Here is a 19,175-nt window from a genome sequence, read left to right on the forward strand (position 1 = left end):
GTCTCTGACACGATGATCGGGTTGCGCGGCGGGGGCCGCGAGTGGTCGGGTGGAGATATGCATCGCGGTGGCGGACTGGGCGAGGGGACCGACGACCTGGGTCCCGAGCCTGCCCGAAAGGGCAAACACCGACGAGAGGCCGAGGCACGGGCACAGGCAGGGAACAGAAGCAGTGGCAGTGGTGGGCTTGTGGGGGTGACCTACAAGTACTTCGGCGCGCCCGATGGAGCGACGGCTGCGCGGGTGCCCATCACCATGCGCCCGGAGGAACTGGGCGGCGACGAGCTTGGCATGGGCGGACTGTTCACGAAGATAAAGCCGGAGACGATGGCCGCCATGGTCCTCACCGGCATCCAGGGCATCCCGCTCGGCAAGGTCCCGCCGCTTGAGCTGGTCGTACTTCACCCGGACTACGCCGTGGTCAAACTGCCGATGACCGTCGTGGACCCGCTCCGCGGTATCGGCGAGGAGACGGTGGGCGCCGCGGCATTCATCTGGTCGACGGTCCCGGACCGCGGCGGGCCCCGGGACGCCTTCAACGCGTACCAGCTGCTCCATGAGTGGCAGGACTTCTCCCACCGGCTGCACGACGCGGGACATCAGGCGTACTGCCTGGTGTGGCCGTAGGGGCCGTAGGGGCCGTAGGGGCCGTCACGGTACCGGTGTGGCCGCGGCGATCCGTCCTCGGACCCGGCGCAGGTGTGCGCAGCCATCCCGGTCAGCGGGTCCAGTGGGGATCCCGGCCGGTGGCGGCGAGCAGCTTTTCCAGTTCGGTGGCGCCGTCCGCCACCGTGACCGGCTCGCCGAAGACTCCTGCGCTCCTCGCCATCGGAGCCATCTGCCCGAGTGCCGGACTGACTTCGTCCAGCACGGCGGGGGGCGGTGTGTACTCCTGCCCGGTCGCCCGCGCCAAGTCCCAGGCGTGCACGGTCAGATCACCGAGCACCATGTGCGCGACGGTCCTGGCGGGCAGCCCCATGGAGCCGGCCGTGCCCTCGTCCGCGCCGGGGGCGGCCCACGCGGTGACGAGCCGATCCGTCTGCTGCGTGAACTCCGTGCGCCAGTCGCCACCGAGGAAGTCACCCTCATCGCCGAGGTCGACCTCCTGCCTGGCGGCCAGCGCCTGGAAGTTGATCACCACCTGAATCAGGTGGTTGAGCAGCGCCCGGACGTCGTACTCGGCGCAAGGGGTGGGGTCCCTCAGCTGGGTTTCCTCGATCGCCCGGACGACGGGGGCGGCCTGCGCCGCAGCCGCTGCGAGCAGCTCGCTGATCTTCTGCGGCTCTCCGGCCGCCGTACCGCTTCGTGAGGTCCCGGTCTCCGTAGTACTGGTCTTCTCGGTATGGGTCTTCGTCGTGTCGTTCATGATTCGACGCTACGGAAGGGCAAGCGCATGCGTCTTGAACAAACGCGACATAGGCTCGCTGTCATGCCTGGTCCGCGCCGCGACACCCGGGGCATCGTCGATGCCTCCGAACTCTTCGCCCGTGTCCGTTTCCGCCGCCGCGAACCGGCCCCCGCGCTCCGCCCGTATCTGGAGCACTACTGGCTCATCGACTGGGATCTGGACGAGCCCTACCTCTCCCACCTGGTGCCGCACCCCTCGGTGAATGTGGTCTTCGAGCAATTCGGTGACTCCCCCGCTTTCGGTGAGGTCTCGGGCATCGGCCTTGATCTCTTCACCCAGCGGCTTGAAGGGCGCGGCAAGGTCTGCGGAATCCAGTTCAGGCCCGGAGGTTTCCGCCCCTTCGCGCCGGACCGGCCGGTGTCGGACTGGACCGGTCTGCGGGTGCCGCTGCGCGACGTCTTCCCCGGCTCCCCGGTGTCCGGCGCGCCGCCCTGCGTACTGGGTCCGTCCGACGAGGACGAACGGGTGAGAGCGCTGGACGCCTTCCTCCTGTCGCTCGCACCTGAGCCGGACCCGCAGGCGACACGGGCGATGGACCTGGTGGACCGGATCCGCACCGACCGCACGATCCGCCGGGTCGAGGAACTGGCCGCGGAGGAAGGCGTATCGGCACGCTCGCTTCAGCGGCTCTTCGCCGCGTATGTGGGTGTCAGCCCCAAGTGGGTGATTCTGCGCTACCGCATCCACGAGGCCCTGGAGCGTGCGGAGTCGGAGAGCGCGATCGACTGGGCCGGGCTCGCCGCCGAACTCGGTTACAGCGACCAGGCGCATCTCACCCGCGACTTCACCTCCACGATCGGCGTTCCACCGACGGCCTACGCACCGCACTGACCTGCCGTGATGCTCCGTTGTCCGACCCTGCCCCTACAGTCGGCCGGATGGGACACCACGTGCGGATCGAGCCCTGGTCGCAGAGCGACCTCGACCTGCTCCGGCAGATGAACGCGCCTGAGCTGATGGACCACTTGGGTGGGCCCGAGACGGAGGAGCAATTGCTCGTCCGTCATGAGAGGTACGTCGCCATGAGCGCCGGCGCCGGCACCACCGGCGCGGGCACGATGTTCCGGATCGTCGAGCTGCCGGGAGGAGTGCCCGTAGGGACCATCGGCTACTGGGAGCGGGACTGGCAGGGACAGCAGGTGTACGAATCCGGGTGGGGCGTGCTGCCCGGCTTTCAGGGCCGGGGCATGGCGTCCGCCGCGATCGAGGCGGTGATCCGGAAGGCCGCGCAGGAGCGGAAGCACCGGTATCTGCATGCCTATCCGTCGGTGGGCAACCCTCCGTCGAACGCGGTGTGCCGCAAGGCCGGCTTCACGCTCATGGGTGAGTGCGACTTCGAGTATCCACCCGGGACCCCGCTGCGCTGCAACGACTGGCGGGTGGAACTCGGCCCGGTGCACGGCAGGGATCTCTGACGAACCGTGTTCCGGGGCGGGCCTGCGGGTCCGCCCCGGATTCCGAGGGTCAGCGGACGAGTTCGTTGCCGGCCTTCAGCACATCGCCTCCGGCGCTGGCCGCGCGCTTCACGGCACGCACCTTCGTGCCGATCTTCTTCCCCACGACACTGTCCGTCACCGGCTTGGCCTGGTCACCGACGGCCGATGCGGTGGACGCCGCTCTGCCGAGGGTGCCGTCGAGGTCGCTTGCCTGAGCGACGGGGGCAATGGCTGCGACGAGCGCGGACGCTGCGGCAGCGGCGGTGAGAATTCGACGTACGTTCATGATCGATGTAACGCCTGGCGGGGCCCGAAGGCACGCGACCCGCCGCGAATCCGTCTCCCTCCGCGCCCTCAACGCCCGTCCGGCAGTGCTCCGAAGCCCGCGCGCACCCCTTGAACCCTGATTTCTGCACGGAGTTTTTTTGCATTTTTATCTGCGCCACGCAGATTCTGTGCGACCATGTCATTCTGGCCGTGCGCATCCGAACGGCCCGTTGGAAGGAGATCCGTCATGACCATCCTCGTCACCGGAAGCCGCGGCAAGGTCGGCTCCACGCTCGTCCGGCTGCTGCACGAGCGGGGCGCCGGCGTGCGTGCCGCGTCGGCCCGCCCGGAGGAACTCGACCTGCCGGCCGGCGTGGCCGCCGTACGCTGCGACCTGCACGACCCGGCCACCTTCCCGGCCGCGCTCGCCTCGGCCGATTCGGTCTTTCTGTACGCGGAGCCGACCCGGATCAGCGCGTTCATCGAAGCAGCCGCATCGGCGGGTGTGCAGCACATCGTGCTGCTCTCCTCCAGCTCGGTACTCGACCCCGGCGCCGCGGACAGCCCGATCGCCGCCTCGCACCTCGCGGTCGAAAAGGCCCTGGCCGCCGCCTCCGTCGAATCGACCGTCCTGCGGCCGGGTGCCTTCGCGGCCAACGCCCTCCAGTGGTCGTGGGCATTGAAGTCCACAGGCGCCATCGACCTCACGCATCCGGGCAGTTATACCGACCCGATCCACGAGCAGGACATCGCGGAGGCGGCGCTCGCGGTGCTCACCGAACCCGGACTGCGGGGCGCCTCCTACCACCTGACCGGGCCGCAGTCCCTGACCTTCAGTGGGCAGATCGCGGCCCTGTCGAGCGCGATCGGCCACACCATCCCGGTCAATCACGTCTCACCCGAGACCTGGAAGAAGGCCATGGGCGACTACCTGCCCGATGTCTTCGCGGACGCACTGCTGAGCCTCTGGGCGGCGAACGAAGGGATTCCCACATCGATCACCCGCGATGTGGAGAAACTCACCGGCCATCCGGCCCGCACCTTCGCCACCTGGGCGGCGGAGAACGCCGACCGGTTCCGTACGCCGCAGGCCCCCACCCACGCGTAGGCCTTCCCCGCCCGGGCGGCCGCCCCGGCGGCAAGCCGCTCACGCGAGGTTCAGCATTCCGGCGCAGTCCGCCGCACCGGGCCGCCGCCACGTAACCGGTCGACCCCCACGAACGAGGCGCAGCACAAGAGGCCGGAGTGAACGCCGGCAGAAGCAGCGCGCCACGGGCCGGGCGAACGCCACGGACAGATCCGAGCACCATCGACAGGACACCGCCACGGCAGGAAAATCGTGGCCGGGACATCCGTCCGGATGACATCCTGAGGGCGTGAACGGACCCGAGATCCATCTCGAATTCGCCCCCGAACTGCGCCTCTTCGTCCCGTCGGAGCGCCGTCAGGGACGCACCCCTGTGATCACCGACGGCCGGTCCACTCTTGGACATGTCATCGAGTCGATCGGCGTACCGCTCACCGAAGCGGGCCGGATCGTCGTCGACGGACATCCGGTCGGAGTCTCACACATTCCGGGCGCGGGCGAGTCGGTCGAGGTGCACGCGGTGGAGCGCCCCCAGCGGGTGCCGGGCGCCCCGCTCCGATTTCTGCTCGATGTCCATCTCGGCACCCTGGCGCGGCGGCTGCGCCTGCTGGGCGTGGACGCGGAGTACTACAGCGAGGACATCGGCGACCCGGCGCTGGCCGGCTGCTCCGCCCGCGAGCGACGGGTCATGCTGTCGCGTGACCGGGGACTGCTGCGCCGCCGGGAACTGTGGGCCGGCGCCTATGTCTACAGCGACCAGCCCGACGAGCAACTCCGGGACGTACTGAGCAGGTTCGCCCCCGGGCTCGCGCCATGGACCCGCTGCACCGCCTGCAACGGCGATCTCGCCCCAGCCTCGAAGGACAGTGTGCGGGACCGAATCGAAGGCGGCACCGAACGCTCGCACGACGTCTTCGCCCAGTGCATCGCCTGCGAACGGGTCTACTGGCGGGGCGCTCACCACCACCGCCTGGAGGCGATCGTGGCCGAGGCGCTGCGCGAATTCAGCCCAGTGCCCCGCTCCGCAGACGGCTGATCTGCCGGGCGCTGAGGTCCACGGTCCGCTGCATGTGCGCGGTGAGCAGGGCGATTTCCTCGTCGTCGTAGGTGTCGAACATGGCGAACCAGTCGCGGTTCAGCTGCGACCAGACCGCGCCGACCTCCGCCATCCGCTCAGGAACGGTGACGACGAGGACCTTCCGCCGATCCGCTGAATCGCGCCGGCGCGTGACATAGCCCGCGCGCTCCAGCCGGTCGACGAGCCGGGTCGCGGACCCCGTGGTGAGTCCGGTCAGTTCCGCGATCCGCCCGGTGGTGACCGGATCGCGTTCCAGCCCCAGCAGGTTGAGGCACTGCAGATCGGTGGGGTGCAATTGCAGATGGTCGGCCATCGCCTGGTTGAACAGCGCATAGGCAGCCATGTACCGGCGCGCTGTGACACCCAGCTCGGCCACCAGGGCTTCCCGGTGCCCCGCCTGACGCGCCGGATCGCGCACATCCTGTGTCATGCAGAAAGTGTACGACGCAGAAGTGTGTGGCGGCCCGTGCCTGCCGGGCCCGGCACCCGGAGCACCCTCATGGCTGCTCGGCGGTCAGGTAGCGCTGGATCGTGGGGCCGAGCCAGGCGACCACTTCGTCCCTGGTCATGTCGACGATGGGCGGGAAGCGCAGGATGTAGCGGGCCATGGCCATCCCCAGGATCTGGGCGGCCACCAGTGCCGCCCGGGCGGGAGCCTGCTCCGGGTCGGGACAGACCCCATCGGCGATGGGCCCGAGCTGCTGTCTGAGGATGCCCTGCATCCGCTCGGCCCCCGCGGGATTGGTCACACCGACCCGCAACAGGGCCACGAGCACATCGTCCTGCTCCCAGCGGTCGACGAAGTGCGAGGCCAGCACGGCGCCGATGTGCCTGCCCGGCAGTGCACCGAATGCACCCACAGCACCAGGGCCGCTCTCGCCCATCCCGGTGAGCTCGGTGAGCTCAGGAAGCCGCAGGTCGAATTCCGAAGCGGCGGCGAACAGGGCCTCCTTGTTGCCGAAGTAACGCATCACCATCGACGGATCGATCCGCGCGTCCCGCGCTATGGCCCGGATGGTCGCGCGCTCGTACCCGTCGGCGGCGAACCGCTCCCGGGCAGCTTCGAGGATCACTGCCTTGGTCGCTTCGGACGAACGCCTGGGAGGCGCCGGAGACCGGGTGTCGTTCATGACATCCACTGTATGCCAACACCCGTTGGCCAACAAGTGTTGACATCGACCGGCCTCTGGCCTACGTTTGCCAACAAGCGTTTGCCAACGTGTGTTGGCAGAGGCTTTCCGGGTTCATGTGCACGTCGGTTCAGGAGTGGCTCAGGAGGCCGTCATGACAGGCAAGCCCACCAGCAGCAGCAACACCACCGACGTCCTCGTCGTGGGCGCAGGCCCCACCGGACTCCTGCTCGCAGGCGATCTCGCCGCAGTAGGCCTGAGCGTCACACTCGTCGAGCGCCGCCCGCGCGAGACCGGCAATCTGACCCGCGCCTTCGCCGTCCATGCCCGCACCCTGGAAATGCTCGACGCCCGCGGCCTCACCGACGAGCTGATACGGAGGGGCGAGATCGTCCGCAGGATGCACCTGTTCGGCCGTCTCTCCCTCGATCTCGGCCGGCTGCGCACCCGCTTCCCCTACCTGCTCGTCACCCCGCAGTACGAGGTCGAGCACCTGCTGGAGCGCCGGGCCCGGTCGGCGACCGTGGACTTCCGGTACGACACCCGGCTCGTCGGCCTCCGGCAGGACGCCGATTCCGTCACCGCAGAGGTCCGGGGCGAAGACGACGCCCTGACCACCCTCCGCGCCCGTTATCTCGTCGGCACGGACGGTATGCGCAGCGCGGTCCGCGAGGCACTCGGACTCCCCTTCCCCGGCACTTCCGTCATCCGCTCCATCGTGCTCGCGGACGTACGCCTGGCCCGGGAACCGGAAGCGCTCCTCAGCGTCAGGGGCAACGGCGAGGCCTTCACCGTCATCGCCTCCTTCGGCGACGGCTGGTATCGCGTGATGGGCTGGAACCGCAACCGCCAGGTCCCCGATTCCGAGCCCGTCGAGCTCGATGAGGTCCGCGAGATCACCCGCGCGGCCCTCGGCACCGACCTCGGCATGCATGAAGCCCGCTGGATCTCCCGTTTCCACAGCGACGAACGCCAGGCCCCTGCGTACCGGGCGGGACGGGTCTTCCTCGCCGGAGACGCCGCCCATGTCCATTCGCCGGCCGGCGGACAGGGCATGAACACCGGCATCCAGGACGCCGCGAACCTCTCCTGGAAAATCGCCGCCGTGCTGAAGGGGCACTCACCTGCCGCCCTGCTGGACACCTACGAATCGGAGCGGCACCCGGTCGGCAGGGCGGTGCTCCGCAGCAGCGGCGCCCTCGTCCGCCTCGCCATGGCGCACACCCCGCTCCAGCGCGCGGCACGGTCGGTCTGCGCTCAGCTCGTCAACACCGTCCGGCCGGCCTCCGCCAAGGCCATGCAGATGGTCTCCGGCATCGGCATCTCCTATCGAGCGGAGCGCGGGGCCCACCGCCTCACCGGCAAGCGGGCGCCCGACCTGGAGCTCGCAGAAGGCCGCCTCCACACCTTGCTGCGGAACGCCTCTCCCGTCCTGATCACCCCGGCAGGCCGGACCCCCGACCTCCCCGCCCATGTCATATCCGCCCACTGGCCCGGCGCCCGCCGCACCTCCCTTCTGGTCCGCCCCGACGGCTATATCGCCTGGGCCGGCGAGAAGGAGGACACCGGCGATCGGCTCGCACACCTGCTGGGTGTCTGACGGCCGGCCGCATGCCACAGTGCGGTCATGCTGATCGCCCGTTCCGCTGCCCTCTTCGTGCTTGCCGCGCTCTTCGAGATCGGCGGCGCCTGGCTCGTCTGGCAGGGGGTGCGGGAGCACCGCGGCTTGATCTGGATCGGCGGCGGGGTCATCGCTCTCGGCATCTACGGTTTCGTCGCCACGCTCCAGCCCGACGGCGAATTCGGACGGATCCTCGCCGCGTACGGCGGTGTTTTCGTGGCCGGCTCCATCGTCTGGGGCATGGTCGCCGACGGCTACCGCCCCGATCGCTGGGATGTGATCGGAGCACTGATCTGCCTGTCAGGCATGGCAGTGATCATGTACGCACCGCGCGGCCGCTGACCTCCCGTCGAAGTGGCCCGACCGGCCCGGGACCCCACCCGCATATCCTGTCCGTGAATCGACCGTATGCCCGAGGAGCAGCCCCATGACCGCCGCGCCCGCAGCCACCAACCGCATCGCCGTCGTCACAGGAGCGAGCAGCGGCATCGGCGCCGCCACCGCACGGCAACTCGCGGCGGCCGGTTACCGCGTCGTGCTCACCGCCCGCCGCAAGGACCGCCTCGAAGCCCTGGCGGCGGAGATCAACGCGGCGGGCCACCAGGCCACCGCCTACGCCCTGGACGTCACGGACCGGCCGGCCGTCGCGGCTTTCGCCCGCGCCTTCCCCACCATCGGCGTCCTGGTCAACAACGCCGGCGGCGCGCTCGGCGCGGACCCGGTGGCCACCGGCGACCCCGACCAGTGGCGGCAGATGTACGAGACCAACGTCATCGGCACCCTCAACCTCACCCAGAGCCTGCTCCCCGCCCTGATCGCGGGCGGCGACGGCACGGTGGTCATCCTCTCCTCCACCGCCGGCCACGCCACCTACGAAGGCGGCGGCGGCTATGTGGCAGCGAAGAACGGCGCCCGCGTCATCGCCGAGACGCTGAGGCTGGAGATCGTCGGACAGCCGGTACGAGTGATCGAGATCGCCCCCGGAATGGTGAAGACCGAGGAGTTCGCCACCACCCGGTTCGGAGGCGACGAGGAGAAGGCCGCCAAGGTCTACGCGGGCGTGGCCGAGCCCCTGACAGCCGAGGACGTGGCGGACACCATCACCTGGGCGGTCACCCGCCCCAGCCATGTCAACATCGATCTCCTGGTGGTCCGTCCCCGCGCGCAGGCATCCAACTCCAAGGTGCACAGGGAGCTGTGACACGGCTCGGTCCCCGGGATCCAGGATCCCGGGGACCGAGGCCGGCAGTCAGCCCTTCACACACACGACCTGCTTCAGCTTGGCCACGACCTCGACCAGGTCACTCTGCTGCCCGATGACCTGCTCGATCGACTTGTACGCACCCGGGATCTCGTCCACGACGCCGGAGTCCTTGCGGCACTCCACACCCCGTGTCTGCTCCTCCAGATCCTGGGTCGAGAAACGGCGCTTGGCAGCGTTCCGGCTCATCTTCCGGCCCGCGCCGTGCGAGGCCGAGTTGAAGGCCTTCTCGTTCCCCAGACCCTTCACGATGTACGAACCGGTGCCCATCGAGCCCGGGATGATCCCGAACTCGCCGGAACCGGCGCGGATCGCGCCCTTCCTGGTGACCAGCAGATCCATGCCCTCGTACCGCTCCTCCGCCACGTAGTTGTGATGGCAGCTGATGACCGGCTCGAAGGCGACCCGGGCCTTCTTGAATTCCTTGCTGACCGCGTCCTGGAGAAGGCCCATCATGATGGCGCGGTTGTGCTTCGCATACTCCTGCGCCCAGAACAGGTCGTTCCGGTACGCCCCCATCTGCGGAGTATCCGCGATGAACACCGCCAGGTCGCGATCGACCAGACCCTGGTTGTGTGCCAGCTTCTGCGCGATTCCGATGTGGTGGTCCGCCAGCTCCTTGCCGATGTTCCGGGAACCGGAGTGCAGCATCAGCCAGACAGCACCGGCCGAATCGATGCAGACCTCGACGAAGTGATTCCCGCTGCCCAGCGTTCCCATCTGCTTCAGCGCCCGGCCCTGACGGAATTTGACGGCTTCCGCGATCCCGTCGAACCGTGCCCAGAAATCGTCCCAGCCCCCCGTCGGGAGCCCCCGCACCCGGCCCGGGTCGACCGGGTCGTCGTGCATCCCGCGGCCGACGGGAATCGCCCGCTCGATCCTGGAGCGCAGCCGCGACAGATCCCCCGGAAGATCGTTGGCCGTGAGTGACGTCTTCACCGCCGACATCCCGCAGCCGATGTCCACTCCGACCGCCGCCGGACAGACAGCCCCGTGCATGGCGATCACGGAGCCGACCGTCGCGCCCTTGCCGTAGTGCACATCGGGCATCACGGCCAGGCCCTTGATCCAGGGGAGGGTGGAGACATTGCGCAGCTGCTGCATCGCGGCGTCCTCCACAGTGGAAGGGTCGGCCCACATGCGGATGGGAACCTGCGCACCCGGAACCTCTACATACGACATAACTCCCCAATTCCCCCGAAAGACCTGTAACAGAAAAACACGCAGCAATGCCCGCGAAAGCGACAGCGGACCGGCATGTACACCAGTGCGTGCGATAGACATTGTGTCCGGCCACCGCCATCGGGCGGTATCCGTTTTCCGTCCCGAAGGGAGCCTCGGACAGTGCAGCGAAGGGCGTACGTACCCGGCTTGGTGCTGCTCGCAGCGCTCGTCACGAGCTGCACATCGGGCTCTGCGGACGGTGGTTCCCCCATCGACGCGAAGCCCGGCGAGACCACACCCGCCGCGGCGCCGGGAAAGTATCTGACACTGCCCGAGCCGTGCGGCGCCGGTGACCAGGGGGTGCTCAAGGACATGTTCCCCGGGGTCGCGGGCCTGTCCGAGGAGCAGCAGGAGAAGGTGTACGCGGGCACGCCCGAGCCCACCTTCGACACCGACCGCCGGGTCGGCTGCCGCTGGAAGGGCAGCAGCGCCACCGCCTCGCACCGGCTGTACGTCGACATGGAGCGTGTCGTGAGCTACGACAACGCAGTCAGCGATGACGACCGGGCGAAGGCGCTGTACGACCAGAAGGAGACCGCCGCGGACCTGCCCGGCTCCGGCACCCCGTCGGGAACATCCAGCGCGTCCCCCGGGGTCGACACCACGGATTCAAAGCAGCCCCCCGGCCCGGACGGCTCCAGCAGCTCCAGCAGCCCGGACGGCTCCGGCAGCACGGACGGCTCCAGCGGGCCCCAGAGCTCCGACGACCTCCAGTCACGGGTGCTCGACGACCTCGGAAGCGCCGCCTTCATCGACGACATCCCGTCCGCGCCGAACGCAGGCACCCAGCAGCGCACCATTCGGGTGGTCTTCCGCGAGTCGAATGTCCTCGTCACGGTCGAGTACAGCGAGCAGCCCACCGGGTCGTCCCAGTTGCCGGAAAGCAAGGACCTCCAGGACCGGGCTCAGGCCATGGCCCACAAACTCGCCGACCAGATCAGCGAATAGGCCGTCGCCCACCGCCCCCGGCGTACCGTTGCGGCCCGGACCGAACGCCCCCGTACGACACATGAGCGAAGGAACCATGCACCGATCAGCCCCGCGACTCACCCGCCTTCTCGCCTGTGCAGCCGTCCCCGTGATGCTCGTCGTCGCCGGCTGCTCATCGGACTCCGGCAGCAAGAAGGATTCCAGCGCGTCCAGCACCCCCGGCCCTTCGAAGTCCCCCACGGTCGCGAAGGCCGTGTTCGCCAAGCTGCCCGACGCCTGTAAGTCGATCTCGTCGAAGACGGTCGGGGACCTGGTCCCCAAGGCGAAGGACAAGTCAGGGACGGAGGACAAGTCGAGCGATCTGTCCGCCCGCTCGGGCTGTTCGTGGAACGGCCTGGAGAGCAAGGGCACCAAGGGTTCCCAGTACCGCTGGCTCTCCGTCTCGTATCTGCGGTACGACTCGGACGCGACGCTCGGCAGCGGCGCCGACCGCGCCGGGCAGCAGTACGCCAAGGCGGTCGCCGACGCCAAGGCCACGGACGGTGCCAAGAACGTCAAGACGGCGCCCGCCACCGGTCTCGGCAACGCGGCCACCACGGTCACCTACGAGCAGCACAAGACCGACACGGACTTCACGTATGCGGTGGTCATCGCCCGTACGGAGAACGTGGTCGTCGTCGTCAACCACAACGGCGCCGGTTACGAGGGCTCCAAGTCCCCTTCGGCCGGCGATATGACGAAGGGCGCGCAGACCGCCGCCAAGGAGGCAGTGGCGTCGGTCGCCACGGCCAACAAATAGTCGGCGAGCGTTCGGCGATCACTCGGCGAGCGGCCGTCGAGCACTTCCCCGGCAGCCGTCGAACAACAGACGAGTAGTCCGTTTTGCGGAGCCCGGCCGTCCTCGGATGCCGGGCTCCCGGCGTACCCGCGCAACACTGCCCGCACACATGTGCCAGGCTGTGCCCGCCAGATGTCGAAATCAGGAGGGGATCGCGGGTGGCCGCGATGCAGCTGACACGCACGCACCGGATACTCATCGCCGTCGTGGTCGCAGGCGCGGTGATCATCGCGGGGATCGGTTTCGCGGGCTCTTACGCGGCCGTGCGCAGGCTTGCCGAACAGAAGGGTTTCGGCACGTTCTCGCTGGTCTTCCCGATCGGTATCGACGCGGGGATCTGCGTGCTGCTCGCGCTGGACCTGCTGCTGACCTGGATCCGCATCCCGTTCCCGCTGCTGCGGCAGACGGCCTGGCTGCTGACGGCAGCGACGATCGCCTTCAACGGCGCCGCTGCCTGGCCGGACCCGCTCGGCACCGGGATGCACGCCGTGATCCCGATCCTGTTCGTGGTCTGCGTCGAGGCCGCACGCCACGCGGTCGGCCGGATCGCCGACATCACGGCCGACAAGCACATGGAAGGCGTCCGCCTCACCCGGTGGCTGCTCTCCCCCATTCCCACCTTCCGGCTCTGGCGCCGCATGAAGCTCTGGGAGCTGCGCAGTTACGACGAGGTCATCAAGCTCGAACAGGACCGGCTGATCTACCGGGCCCGCCTCCAGGCCCGGTTCGGCCGCAACTGGCGGCGCAAGGCCCCCATCGAATCCCTGATGCCCCTGCGGCTCGCCAAATACGGCGTCCCGCTCGCCGAAACAGGCCCCTCCGGCCTCGCCGCCGCAGGTGTCGAGCCCGTGCTGCTGCCGCCGGCTCCCGCACTGGCAGCGGCCCCGGCCGCCGCCACCGAAGCTCCCGCCGCCGTCGAGGCACCGGCCGGTGAGCAGCAGCAGGAGGGGCCACCGCCCACCCATGAGAGCCCGTGGTTCGCGGCGCCCCAGGTCTCCCAGGATGCCTATGCGGGGACCTACGACCCGGCATACGACCCGCAGGACTACGACCCGCAGGATTACGACCAGCAGGGTTACGAGGCGCAGTTCGAACGCGGGCACCCGCAGTACGACCAGGAGGGGTACGACCAGGAGGGGTACGACCAGCGGGCATACGCCCAGCAGTACGGGCAGCCGCAGGACGGCCCTCATCAGCAACAGGCCTACGCCGAGGGCGCCGGCGTCGCCGAGGCGTACGCCGGCCCGGACGGCCCCGGGAGTCCCGAGGGCTCCGAGGCCGGCCAGGTCATGATCCCCTCGGGCCCCGGCCGTACCCGCCCCCTCGGCGGTGTGGTCCCCGGCCCCCGCGAGGAGCAGGCGGAGGGCCTGCCCGACGTGGTGGGTCCCGAGACGACCGGTCTGCCGGACGACGTGAGCCGCGAGGACGCCTACTTCACGGCGTTCCGCAAGTACATCAGCGAGAACAACGAGTCCCCGACCCCGCGTCAGTTCGGCCGGTATCTGAAGGACTTGTACGGCGTCACCGGCCGCAACGGCGACACCCTCAGCGACAGTTCGATGCGCGGTTACATCAACCGCTTCCAGGTCCGGTACAACACCGAACTGGACGCGGAGCACATCGCCTAGCAGCGAGCCCACGGCCGAGGGCCGCCGTCCGGAACGAATCCCGGACGGCGGCCCTCGGCCGTGGCAGGACCGCTCAGGCGCCGAGCAGCTTGCGGACCCGGTCCGCCCCCACAGCGAGCAGCAGAGTGGGCAGGCGCGGTCCGGTGTCCCGCCCGACCAGCAACTGATAGAGCAGCGCGAAGAAGGTGCGCTGGGCGACCTTCATCTCCGGGGTCGGCTTGGCGTCGGGCTCGAAACCGGCCTGGATCTTCGGCACGCCGTAGACCAGCGTCGTCAGCCCGTCCAGCGACCAGTGCGAATCCAGCCCGTCCAGAAGCAGCCGCAGCGACTCCCGGTCCTGGTCGGAGAGGCCGCCCAGGATCTCGGCATCCGGCTCGTCGCGGACCAGGGTGCGCTGTTCGGCCGGCACCTGGGTGGTGATCCAGTTCTCGGCCCGGTCCAGTCGCGGGCGCACCGCGCCGAGGGAGGTGATCGGGTTCTCCGGGTCCAGTTCACTGAGGATGCGCAGCGTCTGGGCCTCGGCACCGGCCGTGATGTCCGCCACCGAGGCGAGCGTGCGGTACGGCAGCGGACGCTCCGTACGGGGCAGTTCACCCGCGGCGGTGCGGGTGGCCCGCGAGTACGCCGCCAGGTCGGCGGGCAGCGCGGAGCCGTCGGTGACCTTCTTCGCCAGCGCGTCCCACTCGTCGTAGAGCCGCTGGATCTCCTGGTCGAAAGCGATCTTGAACGACTGGTTGGGCCTGCGCCGCGCGTACAGCCAGCGCAGCAGCGGCGCCTCCATGATCTTCAACGCGTCGGACGGGGTCGGCACCCCGCCCTTGGAAGACGACATCTTCGCCATGCCGCTGATCCCGACGAAGGCGTACATCGGGCCGATCGGCTGCACTCCGCCGAAGATCTCCCGCACGATCTGCCCGCCGACGACGAACGAGGACCCCGGCGACGAGTGGTCGACACCGCTCGGCTCGAAGACGACGCCCTCGTACGCCCAGCGCATCGGCCAGTCGACCTTCCAGACCAGCTTGCCGCGGTTGAACTCGCTCAGCAGCACGGTCTCGGAGTGCCCGCAGGCGGTGCAGGTGTACGTCAGCGAGGTCGTCTCGTCGTCGTAGGCGGTGACCGTGGTGAGGTCCTTCTCGCAGGAACCGCAGTACGGCTTGTACGGGAAGTACGCCGTGCCGGCGCCGCTGCCGTCGTCCTCGTCCGCGGCCCCCGACCCCTCGACGGCCTCGACCTCGGCCTCGTCGACCGGCTTCTGGCTCTGCTTCTTGCCCTTCGCCGGGTCCTTCTTGGTCCGGTACCGGTCGAGGATCGCGTCGATGTCGCCGCGGTGCTTCATGGCGTGCAGGATCTGCTCGCGGTAGGTGCCCGCCAGATACTGCTCGGTCTGGCTGATCGGGTCGTACTCCACGCCGAGCTCGGCCAGCGCCTCGACCATGGCCGCCTTGAAGTGCTCGGCCCAGTTCGGGTGCGCGGACCCGGCGGGCGCGGGCACCGAGGTCAGCGGCTTGCCGATGTGCTCCGCCCAGGAGGAATCGACACCGGGGACGCCGTTCGGCACCTTGCGGTACCGGTCGTAGTCGTCCCAGGAGATCAGATGCCGCACCTGGTGGCCCCGCCGCCTGATCTCGTCCGCGACCAGGTGCGGGGTCATGACCTCGCGCAGGTTGCCCAGGTGGATCGGGCCCGAAGGGGAGAGGCCGGACGCGACGACGACCACCGGGGCATCGGCGCCGATGTGTTTCGCGCCCTCGGCACGACGCTCCGATTCGGCGATGACATCGTCCGCGAAACGGGAGACCCAGTCGGTCTCTGTGCTCTGAGCCACGATCGGCACGTCCTTCTTTCTCGTACGCCTGCGGTCTGCGCATGCCGTGCGCCTGGGAGTACTGGCGAAAACCATTGTCCCAGGTACCCCCGCGACCGCGAAAACGGCTTTACAGGTCATGGGATACTGGACCGATTCCCTGTACCCCTACGGAAACGGCAGCCGGCTCATGGCCTCGGTCCATTCCCTCGCTTCCACGCTCCAGCAGCACCTCGCGGACGCCCTGAAGGCAGCCCTGCCGGATGCCGGCTCCGCGGACCCGCTGCTGCGCCGAAGCGACCGGGCCGACTTCCAGGCCAACGGGATCCTGGCGCTCGCCAAGAAGCTCAAGGGCAACCCGCGCGACCTCGCGGCCACCGTCACATCGGCGATCCCGGCCAACGACCTGATCAAGGACATCGAGGTCTCGGGCCCCGGCTTCCTGAACATCACGCTCACCGACCGGGCGATCACCGGGACACTGGCCGCCCGTGCGGCCGACGACCGCCTCGGTGTGCCGTACGCCGAGAACCCGGGCACCACGGTCATCGACTACGCCCAGCCGAACGTGGCCAAGGAGATGCACGTCGGCCATCTGCGGTCCGCGGTGATCGGCGACGCGATGGCCAAGATCATGGAGTTCGAGGGCGAGACGGTGGTGCGCAGGCACCACATCGGCGACTGGGGCACCCAGTACGGCATGCTCATCCAGTACCTGATCGAGCATCCGCACGAGCTGGACCACCAGGACGGCAAGGCGGACGGCGAAGCCGCCATGTCCGCGCTCAACCGCATCTACAAGGCCTCACGTGCGGTCTTCGACTCCGACGAGGCGTTCAAGGAACGCTCCCGTGACCGGGTGGTGGCACTGCAGTCGGGTGACCCCGAGACCCGCGCCCTGTGGCAGCAGTTCGTCGACGAGTCGAAGATCTACTTCTACTCGGTCTTCAGCAAGCTGGACATGGAGATCGACGACCCCGACATCGTCGGCGAGTCCGCGTACAACGACATGCTCGAGGAGACGTGCCGTCTGCTGGAGGAGTCCGGCGTGGCGGTGCGCTCCGAGGGCGCGCTGTGTGTCTTCTTCGACGACGTGAAGGGCCCGGACGGCAACCCGGTCCCGCTGATCGTGAAGAAGACCAACGGCGGGTACGGCTACGCGGCGACCGACCTCTCCGCGATCCGCAACCGGGTGCAGGACCTCAAGGCGAACACGCTGCTCTACGTCGTGGACGTCCGGCAGTCCCTGCACTTCAAGATGGTCTTCGAGACCGCCCGCAGGATCGGCTGGCTGAATGACGGCGTCAAGGCCGTCCAGCTGGCCTTCGGCACGGTCCTCGGCAAGGACGGCAAGCCGTTCAAGACCCGTGAGGGCGAGACGGTGCGCCTCGAGGACCTGCTCGACGAGGCGGTCGAGCGTGCCTCGGCCGTCGTGCGCGAGAAGGCACGGGACCTCACCGCCGACGAGATCACCGAGCGCGGCACCCAGGTCGGTATCGGCGCGGTGAAGTACGCGGACCTCTCCACCTCCGCGAGCCGCGACTACAAGTTCGACCTGGACCAGATGGTGTCGCTGAACGGCGACACGAGTGTGTACATCCAGTACGCCCACGCCAGGTCCCGGTCCATCACACGCAAGGCCGGTGAGTTGCGGGCGCAGGCTCGTCCCGAGCTGGAACTGGCCCCGGCCGAGCGCGCGCTGGGACTGCACCTGGACCGGTTCGGAGAGGTTCTGTCGGAGGTGGCGGCCGCTTACGAGCCGCACAAGCTGACCGCGTACCTCTACTCACTCGCTTCGCTCTTCACGACGTTCTACGACCAGTGCCCCGTTCTGAAGCCCGAGGTCCCCGGCGATGTCGCCGAGAACCGCCTCTTCTACTCGCAGCTGACCGCCCGCACCCTCCACCAGGGCATGGACCTGCTCGGCATCAGGACACCCGAGCGTCTGTAGCCCGTACCGGGCCCGCGCCGGCGCCCTACGGCTGAACGGCCGGCTCCCAGGCGTCCCCGCCCAGCGGGTGAACGTACTGGGGCCGGCCTTTCGCGCCGCTCGCGCGGAAGGGCCTGCCGTGGTCGTCGAGCCTCAGCGTCCCGTGCCGGCTCCCGCTGCTCCACTGCAACTCCAGGTACCAGCTGACGTCCTGGGACGAGGTGTGCGCGTTCACCTCGAGCACCTGCGGATCGGTCGCGGAGACCTGGTACGGGAAGTCGGTCGCCGGGATCCTGCGGTCGCCCTGGACGCCGGCCGTCGCACGGGCCAACGGGGTCCCCGCGTCGAGGTTCACATCGAAGGCCGCCGGTACGAGTCCGCCCCCGCAGCCGTCGCCCATCGCGTACGACGCCCAGGCGAGCGGTGCGTGACGTCCCACGACGCGGATGTGCAGGGCCTGCAGCACCACCACGTCCGCCGACTTCCCCTGGACGGCCAGCTCGATGCGCGCGCCCCCGCTCGACACACCGCCCAGCGCGTCGGCCCAGCCCTTCGCGTCCTGCTCGGCCGGGGGCGGCGGCACCTTGGACGGCTGCCGGTTCACCAGATACCACTGGCTGCACGGATCGTCCCAGATGTACGGCCGGACGCTCACGGCCAGCGGAACGGCGGGGACGCTGCCCCCGTCCGGGCTGCCCAGGGCAGCCGAAGGTGAAGCACTGCGGGGGGCGGCAGGCGAAGCGGAACCGGACGGCGCAGCGGAGCGGGCCGTCCGTGCCGGAGAAGAGGCCCGGGGGGTCACCCTCGGAGGCACGGGTATCTCCGAGGCCCCGGCGACCGACGCGGTATCGGACGGCGCCCGCGAGCCGGAGTGCAGGACTACCACGGCGGTCGGCACCGCCGCGGCAGCCACGACCAGGGCGGCTACGGTCAGCCGGAGCCGTCGCTTCGTCCGGCGGACGGCCGGCGCGGCGGGCTCTGCGGTGGGGGGCCGCGGCGCGGGTTCCGGCTCGCGCTCCGGTGCGGGTCCCGGTCCGGCGGCGGGATCCGGCGCACCCCCGGCAGCGGAGTCCGCGCCCCTCAGGGCGAGTTCCGGTCCGGCGTCCGCGACCGCGGCCCCCTTCGGCCGCCGCCTCCCCGCATCGGCCAGAATCCATCGCCGGTGCAGCTCGACCAGCTCGTCCGGCGACGCCGCGCACAGCCGTCCGAAGCGCTCGACCGGCGCGTAGTCGGTGGGCACCGCGTCACCGTTGCAGTAGCGGTGGACGGTGGACGTACTCATATGGAGCTTGCTTGCCAACGCCCCGTAGCTGCGCCCCGAACGGGTCTTCAGATCCCTTAGCAGCGCGGCGAATTCCCCGGTCTCCGACCCCACGGCCACTGTTCCCCCTCGTACCGCGTCCCAGGCAGGCGTTCCAGGGACGTCCCTTCCCCCCAGGTCACAGTACGCGCAGGCGTTCCAGCGTCCCCAATGGCTCGCGGATGATTGCGGCCGTAATCAGCCACCCCACAAGCTGAGTTCGTGTTCAA

General features: G+C 69.3%; 20 protein-coding genes. 12 read left to right on the forward strand and 8 right to left on the reverse strand.

Translation table 11 applies throughout. From position 1 onward, the window contains the following. Window positions 1–57: 57 nt before the first annotated feature. Window positions 58–627, forward strand: coding sequence for a hypothetical protein (locus tag OHS16_RS13040; protein ID WP_328537351.1), 570 nt, complete (start codon window positions 58–60; stop codon window positions 625–627). Window positions 628–718: 91 nt separating this feature from the next. Here the strand turns inward: OHS16_RS13040 and OHS16_RS13045 are convergent, their stop codons facing one another. After that, window positions 719–1,366, reverse strand: coding sequence for a TIGR03086 family metal-binding protein (locus tag OHS16_RS13045; RefSeq protein ID WP_328537352.1), 648 nt, complete (start codon window positions 1,364–1,366; stop codon window positions 719–721). A gap of 63 nt (window positions 1,367–1,429) precedes the next feature. On the opposite strand from OHS16_RS13045, the gene OHS16_RS13050 reads away from it, so the two are divergent. Both OHS16_RS13050 and OHS16_RS13055 read left to right on the forward strand, forming a co-directional pair. Continuing rightward, window positions 1,430–2,239, forward strand: a complete 810-nt coding sequence (locus OHS16_RS13050; RefSeq protein ID WP_328537353.1) for a helix-turn-helix domain-containing protein — start codon at window positions 1,430–1,432, stop codon at window positions 2,237–2,239. Between the two features lie 47 nt (window positions 2,240–2,286). Continuing rightward, the gene (locus tag OHS16_RS13055; RefSeq protein WP_328537354.1) at window positions 2,287–2,823 is read left to right on the forward strand and encodes a GNAT family N-acetyltransferase; all 537 of its coding nucleotides are present in this window, start codon (window positions 2,287–2,289) and stop codon (window positions 2,821–2,823) included. 49 nt (window positions 2,824–2,872) lie between these two features. Here the strand turns inward: OHS16_RS13055 and OHS16_RS13060 are convergent, their stop codons facing one another. After that, on the reverse strand, window positions 2,873–3,130 hold the full coding sequence (locus OHS16_RS13060; RefSeq protein WP_328537355.1) for a hypothetical protein: 258 nt from the start codon (window positions 3,128–3,130) through the stop codon (window positions 2,873–2,875). A gap of 68 nt (window positions 3,131–3,198) precedes the next feature. Continuing rightward, window positions 3,199–3,360: a hypothetical protein gene (locus tag OHS16_RS13065; protein WP_328537356.1), complete on the reverse strand. Its 162-nt coding sequence runs from the start codon at window positions 3,358–3,360 to the stop codon at window positions 3,199–3,201. On the opposite strand from OHS16_RS13065, the gene OHS16_RS13070 reads away from it, so the two are divergent. After that, window positions 3,359–4,219, forward strand: coding sequence for an NAD(P)H-binding protein (locus tag OHS16_RS13070; RefSeq protein WP_328537357.1), 861 nt, complete (start codon window positions 3,359–3,361; stop codon window positions 4,217–4,219). The two genes, OHS16_RS13065 and OHS16_RS13070, sit on opposite strands and share 2 nt — an antisense overlap. A 268-nt stretch (window positions 4,220–4,487) precedes the next feature. Then, a complete protein-coding gene (locus OHS16_RS13075; protein ID WP_328537358.1) occupies window positions 4,488–5,234 on the forward strand; it encodes a Mut7-C RNAse domain-containing protein in 747 nt (248 codons plus the stop codon). Here the strand turns inward: OHS16_RS13075 and OHS16_RS13080 are convergent. Together OHS16_RS13080 and OHS16_RS13085 are read right to left on the reverse strand one after the other, a co-directional pair. Next, on the reverse strand, window positions 5,203–5,706 hold the full coding sequence (locus OHS16_RS13080; protein WP_328537359.1) for a MarR family winged helix-turn-helix transcriptional regulator: 504 nt from the start codon (window positions 5,704–5,706) through the stop codon (window positions 5,203–5,205). The genes OHS16_RS13075 and OHS16_RS13080 overlap by 32 nt on opposite strands. Before the next feature lie 67 nt (window positions 5,707–5,773). Next, window positions 5,774–6,406, reverse strand: a complete 633-nt coding sequence (locus OHS16_RS13085; protein ID WP_328537360.1) for a TetR/AcrR family transcriptional regulator — start codon at window positions 6,404–6,406, stop codon at window positions 5,774–5,776. A 154-nt stretch (window positions 6,407–6,560) separates the two neighbouring features. Between OHS16_RS13085 and OHS16_RS13090 the strand changes: the two genes are divergently transcribed. The 3 genes from OHS16_RS13090 (at window position 6,561) to OHS16_RS13100 (ending at window position 9,228) form a co-directional block, all read left to right on the forward strand. Continuing rightward, a complete protein-coding gene (locus OHS16_RS13090) occupies window positions 6,561–8,006 on the forward strand; it encodes an FAD-dependent monooxygenase (protein WP_328537361.1) in 1,446 nt (481 codons plus the stop codon). Between the two features lie 27 nt (window positions 8,007–8,033). Next, window positions 8,034–8,369, forward strand: coding sequence for a YnfA family protein (locus OHS16_RS13095; protein WP_328537362.1), 336 nt, complete (start codon window positions 8,034–8,036; stop codon window positions 8,367–8,369). A gap of 85 nt (window positions 8,370–8,454) precedes the next feature. After that, window positions 8,455–9,228 carry an SDR family NAD(P)-dependent oxidoreductase gene (locus tag OHS16_RS13100; protein ID WP_328537363.1) on the forward strand — a complete coding sequence of 258 codons (774 nt, stop codon included), beginning with the start codon at window positions 8,455–8,457 and terminating at the stop codon, window positions 9,226–9,228. A gap of 48 nt (window positions 9,229–9,276) precedes the next feature. Here the strand turns inward: OHS16_RS13100 and OHS16_RS13105 are convergent, their stop codons facing one another. Next, on the reverse strand, window positions 9,277–10,470 hold the full coding sequence (locus OHS16_RS13105) for an RtcB family protein (protein WP_328537364.1): 1,194 nt from the start codon (window positions 10,468–10,470) through the stop codon (window positions 9,277–9,279). A gap of 162 nt (window positions 10,471–10,632) precedes the next feature. Here OHS16_RS13105 and OHS16_RS13110 point away from each other — a divergent pair, with 162 nt between their 5' ends. The 3 genes from OHS16_RS13110 (at window position 10,633) to OHS16_RS13120 (ending at window position 13,908) form a co-directional block, all read left to right on the forward strand. Then, window positions 10,633–11,460 (forward strand): DUF3558 domain-containing protein, encoded by an 828-nt coding sequence (locus tag OHS16_RS13110; protein WP_328537365.1) that lies wholly within the window; start codon window positions 10,633–10,635, stop codon window positions 11,458–11,460. A gap of 76 nt (window positions 11,461–11,536) precedes the next feature. Next, window positions 11,537–12,241 (forward strand): DUF3558 domain-containing protein, encoded by a 705-nt coding sequence (locus tag OHS16_RS13115; protein ID WP_328537366.1) that lies wholly within the window; start codon window positions 11,537–11,539, stop codon window positions 12,239–12,241. Window positions 12,242–12,438: 197 nt separating this feature from the next. Continuing rightward, on the forward strand, window positions 12,439–13,908 hold the full coding sequence (locus OHS16_RS13120) for a DUF2637 domain-containing protein (RefSeq protein ID WP_328537367.1): 1,470 nt from the start codon (window positions 12,439–12,441) through the stop codon (window positions 13,906–13,908). Between the two features lie 73 nt (window positions 13,909–13,981). Here the strand turns inward: OHS16_RS13120 and lysS are convergent, their stop codons facing one another. Then, window positions 13,982–15,745, reverse strand: a complete 1,764-nt coding sequence (gene lysS / locus OHS16_RS13125; protein ID WP_328537368.1) for a lysine--tRNA ligase — start codon at window positions 15,743–15,745, stop codon at window positions 13,982–13,984. A gap of 160 nt (window positions 15,746–15,905) precedes the next feature. Here lysS and argS point away from each other — a divergent pair, with 160 nt between their 5' ends. Then, entirely contained in the window at window positions 15,906–17,666 is a 1,761-nt protein-coding gene (gene argS / locus OHS16_RS13130) for an arginine--tRNA ligase (RefSeq protein ID WP_328540827.1), read from the forward strand. A 25-nt stretch (window positions 17,667–17,691) separates the two neighbouring features. Here argS and OHS16_RS13135 read toward each other — a convergent pair whose 3' ends face one another. Next, window positions 17,692–19,026: a helix-turn-helix domain-containing protein gene (locus OHS16_RS13135; protein WP_328537369.1), complete on the reverse strand. Its 1,335-nt coding sequence runs from the start codon at window positions 19,024–19,026 to the stop codon at window positions 17,692–17,694. Window positions 19,027–19,175 lie beyond the last annotated feature (149 nt).

It is taken from the genome of Streptomyces sp. NBC_00344 (assembly GCF_036088315.1).
Lineage (GTDB): Bacteria > Actinomycetota > Actinomycetes > Streptomycetales > Streptomycetaceae > Streptomyces.